Source organism: Nocardiopsis deserti, from assembly GCF_008638355.1.
GTDB classification, from domain to species: domain Bacteria; phylum Actinomycetota; class Actinomycetes; order Streptosporangiales; family Streptosporangiaceae; genus Nocardiopsis; species Nocardiopsis alborubida.
The window spans coordinates 1-3,425 of sequence record NZ_VWVS01000049.1 but is presented as its reverse complement, the minus strand read 5'-3'; the positions used below and the strand labels follow the sequence as shown (position 1 = coordinate 3,425).

5 protein-coding genes are annotated in these 3,425 nt (G+C 71.4%); 4 read left to right on the top strand and 1 reads right to left on the bottom strand.

The window, feature by feature from the left end; translation table 11 throughout:
• Positions 1-500 precede the first annotated feature (500 nt).
• A complete protein-coding gene (locus FYW99_RS31535) occupies positions 501-662 on the top strand; it encodes an LPXTG cell wall anchor domain-containing protein (protein ID WP_150256259.1) in 162 nt (53 codons plus the stop codon).
• Entirely contained in the window at positions 659-2,092 is a 1,434-nt protein-coding gene (locus FYW99_RS31530) for a glycosyltransferase (RefSeq protein WP_150256256.1), read from the top strand. The genes FYW99_RS31535 and FYW99_RS31530 overlap by 4 nt, the downstream gene beginning before the upstream one ends.
• 36 nt (positions 2,093-2,128) lie before the next feature.
• On the opposite strand, the gene FYW99_RS31525 is transcribed toward FYW99_RS31530, so the two are convergent.
• A complete protein-coding gene (locus tag FYW99_RS31525) occupies positions 2,129-2,554 on the bottom strand; it encodes an arsenate reductase ArsC (protein ID WP_150256253.1) in 426 nt (141 codons plus the stop codon).
• Between the two features lie 253 nt (positions 2,555-2,807).
• Between FYW99_RS31525 and FYW99_RS31520 the strand changes: the two genes are divergently transcribed.
• Positions 2,808-3,092 (top strand): ArsR/SmtB family transcription factor, encoded by a 285-nt coding sequence (locus tag FYW99_RS31520; protein WP_017563853.1) that lies wholly within the window; start codon positions 2,808-2,810, stop codon positions 3,090-3,092.
• On the top strand, positions 3,092-3,425 hold a 334-nt coding region (locus tag FYW99_RS31515), incomplete at its 3' end, for an arsenic resistance protein (RefSeq protein ID WP_394350392.1). The genes FYW99_RS31520 and FYW99_RS31515, both read left to right, overlap by 1 nt.

Sequence of the window (3,425 nt, the reverse complement as noted above, 5' to 3'; positions counted from 1 at the left end):
AGGCCAAGGATGACTGCTTCGAAGAGGGACACGGCAGAGTCTGCTCCAGCTGCTTCGGTCGCCTCCCTCGGCGGGACGCGGCGACGGTGGACAGGGCACGGCGGGGGCGCGCTCGGGGAAAAGGGGGTGGTCCAGGAAGCTTACTGAGTACTCCGGGTCGGCGTGGCATCGCCGTGGGACGAAGGACGCCGCCGCTCCGCCTCCGCGGTCGGACGGGTGCGCACACACGGGCGGGGGCGGACCGTGCCGGTCGACGGCCTCCGGACACACCGGAAAGGGAGTCGCGCACGGAGTTCTCCGGTCCGCCGCCGGGCCGGGGGACAATCCGCTAAACGCGCCTTCGCCGTGAGAAATCACGAATGGCGGATATGACGAGTTCTTCGGGCGCGGCCGGGGAACATGGTCAAGTCTTTGCCCTTCGGGGCCGATTGCCTTTTGGATTCGGAGTCGATACGTGGGAGACATGTGTCGTCACCTCACACGACCGTAAGGAAAAGGCAATGCCCTACGGATACGCCGCCAGTTCCGGCGGGACGCTCGCCGTGACCGGGCTCGCCACCGGTTACCTCTGGCTGGTCGTCGCCGGGTTCCTCCTGGTGGTCGCCGGAGCGCTGCTCGTCCGTGTCTCCTTCCGCCGGGACCGGGGGCCGCTGGAGCGATGAGTCCTGCCTCCGCCACCGGAAACGACCGGGATCCGTGGGCCGGGGGCTCGCGGGACGATCCGCCGCTGCCCACCGCGAGGTGCGCCAGACCCGGCGTGACGGCGTTCCTGGGCATGATCGCGCTCTGCGGGTTCGCCGTCTGGGGGCTGCTCCACGTGGTCGGTGTGGCCGGGGGCTCCGAGGCGAGCCTGGCCCTGGTGTGGCTCGCCTCGTTCCTGCTCCTGTGGTGGGCGCCCCTGGCCTGGCTGGAGCGGCCGATCCGGGCCACGCCCGAGGAGCACGAGGCGCTGGACGCGCTGACCGTCACCGTCCAGATCCCCGTCTACAACGAGGACCCGCTGATCCTGCGCTCGTGCCTGCGCTCGGTCCTCGCGCAGAGCCGCCGGGTGGACCGCGTGCGGGTCGTCGACGACGGGTCCGTGGACGCGTCCACCGGGCGGCCCGTGGACTACGACGGGGTCCGCGCCTGGTTCCTCGCCCGGTCGGCCGAACTGGGGGTCGAGGCCACCTGGGACCGCACCGAGAACCGCGGCAAGCGGTTCGCCCAGATGCACGTCCTGGCCGAGGACGACGCGGACGTCTTCGTCACCCTCGACAGCGACTCGGTGCTCGACCGCCACGCCGTACGGGAGGGGCTGGCGCCCTTCGCCCGGCCGGAGGTGCAGTCGGTGGCGGGTCACGTCCTGGTGCTCAACAGGACGGCGGGCCCGCTCACCAGGCTCACGTGCGTGCTCTACCTGCCGTTCACCCGCGGCCTGCGCAGCGCCCAGTCGGTCCTGCGCCGGGTGACGATCAACTCCGGCACGCTGGCCTTCTACCGGGCCGAGACGGTCCGCGCGTGCGCGGGGGCGTACGAGAACGAGCACTTCTGGGGCCGTCCCATGCAGATGAACGACGACTCCATGCTCACGTTCTACGCGCTGCTCCGGGGCGACACGGTGCACCAGCCGTCCGCGATCGTCTTCACCCTCGTCCCGGAGCGGATACGCCACTACTTCGGCCAGCAGCTGCGCTGGATGCGCGGGACGACGGTGCGCCACCTGTGGTGGCTGCGGTACATGCCGGTGGGCGGCGTGGTGTTCTGGGGGACGGTGACCGAGTACCTCCACCTGGTCCTGTCCTACGCGCTCCCGCTGCTCATCCTGCTGGACGACGGCCTGCGCCAGCAGTGGGGGACCATCGCCGCCGCCGCGTTCCAGATCGGCCTGGCGATCAACTACATCATGGCCCTGCGGCTGTTCACCGTCCGCCGGAGCGACGAGTCCGGGGGCTACCTGCTCCTGCTGTACCTGCTCTCGCCGCTGGCCGCGCTGTGGCGCCTGGTCGTCCTGCGGCCCCTGTACCTCTACGCGATGCTGACGTGCCGCAGGATCGCCCGGTGGGGGACCAGGGAGGGCGTCGAGGTGGGCCTCCGAGGCCGCCCGGCGTGAGGTCGGGCCCGCGGGGCGCGGGTCCGCCGGACACGTCTACGGCCGGGAGCCCGGGGAGAGTTCCCCGATCAGCCCCTCGACGCGCCTCCTGATCTCGTCGCGGATGGGGCGGACGGCAGCCACGCCCTGTCCGGCGGGGTCGGGCAGGGTCCAGTCCAGGTAGCGCTTGCCGGGGAAGACCGGGCAGGTGTCGCCGCAGCCCATGGTCACGCACACGTCGGAGGCCTCGACGGCCTCGACGGTGAGGATCTTGGGCTGTTGGCCGGTGATGTCGACGCCGACCTCGGCCATGGCCTCGACCACGGCGGGGTTGAGCGCGTCGGCGGGCGCGGACCCGGCGGAGCGGACCTCCACGCGGTCCCCGGCCAGGTGGGACAGCCAGGCGGCGGCCATCTGGGAGCGGCCCGCGTTGTGGACGCACACGAACAGGACGGACGGTTTGTCGAAACTGGTCACGGTCATTCGCCTCTGCTTCTTCTCGGTGGTGGACGTGCGCCGCCGGGAACCGGGTCCCGTGCGGCCGGAGGAGAGGATCCGGATTCCCTCCGGAGCCGCCCGGCCGGTCCGCCGCGGCCGCGTGTGCGTGCGGGGACGGAAAGGCGTCGGGCCCTGACGTCAGCCGGTTCCCCGGGAGGGGGGAGGGAGGCCGACGACTTATCAGCAACAACTGATGGGATACTATCAGTGGATGCTGATATCAGTCGACACTGACCTCATGAGGGCTCTGGGGGACCCGCTCCGGCTGCGGATCGTGACCCTGCTCGCCCAGGAGACCCTGTGTACGACGCACCTGGTCGAGGAGACCGGGGCGCGCCAGACCAACCTGTCCAACCACCTGCGGATCCTGCGCGAGGCGGGGGTGGTGGAAACCGAGCCCTGCGGCCGGTTCACCTACTACCGGCTGTGCCCGGACCGGATCGAGGACCTCTCCGAGGCCCTGGCCGGGCTCGCCGCCACCGCCCGCTCCAGCGGTGCCGCCGCGAACAGGAGGCCCTGCTGATGTCCGCCGCCGACAGGGCCGCCGGTACCACCGACCCCCCGGTCACGGGTCGGCTGTCCACACTCGACCGGTTCCTCGCGGTGTGGATCCTGCTCGCCATGGCCGTGGGCCTGGGCCTGGGGCGCCTGGTCCCCGGGCTGGACGCCTTCCTGGCCGCGATGGAGGTCGGCGGGATCTCCCTGCCCATCGCGCTCGGCCTGCTGGTCATGATGTACCCGGTGCTGGCCAAGGTCCGCTACGACCGGCTGGACACCGTCACCCGCGACACCCGGCTGCTGGTCTCCTCGGTCGTGGTGAACTGGGTCGTCGGGCCCGCGGTGATGTTCGCGCTGG

Excerpts from the sequence above, each read along its gene's own strand:
- FYW99_RS31535 (WP_150256259.1), top strand. The coding sequence starts at position 501 with ATGCCCTACGGATACGCCGCCAGTTCCGGCGGGACGCTCGCCGTGACC.
- FYW99_RS31530 (WP_150256256.1), top strand. The coding sequence starts at position 659 with ATGAGTCCTGCCTCCGCCACCGGAAACGACCGGGATCCGTGGGCCGGG.
- FYW99_RS31525 (WP_150256253.1), bottom strand. The coding sequence starts at position 2,554 with ATGACCGTGACCAGTTTCGACAAACCGTCCGTCCTGTTCGTGTGCGTC.
- FYW99_RS31520 (WP_017563853.1), top strand. The coding sequence starts at position 2,808 with ATGAGGGCTCTGGGGGACCCGCTCCGGCTGCGGATCGTGACCCTGCTC.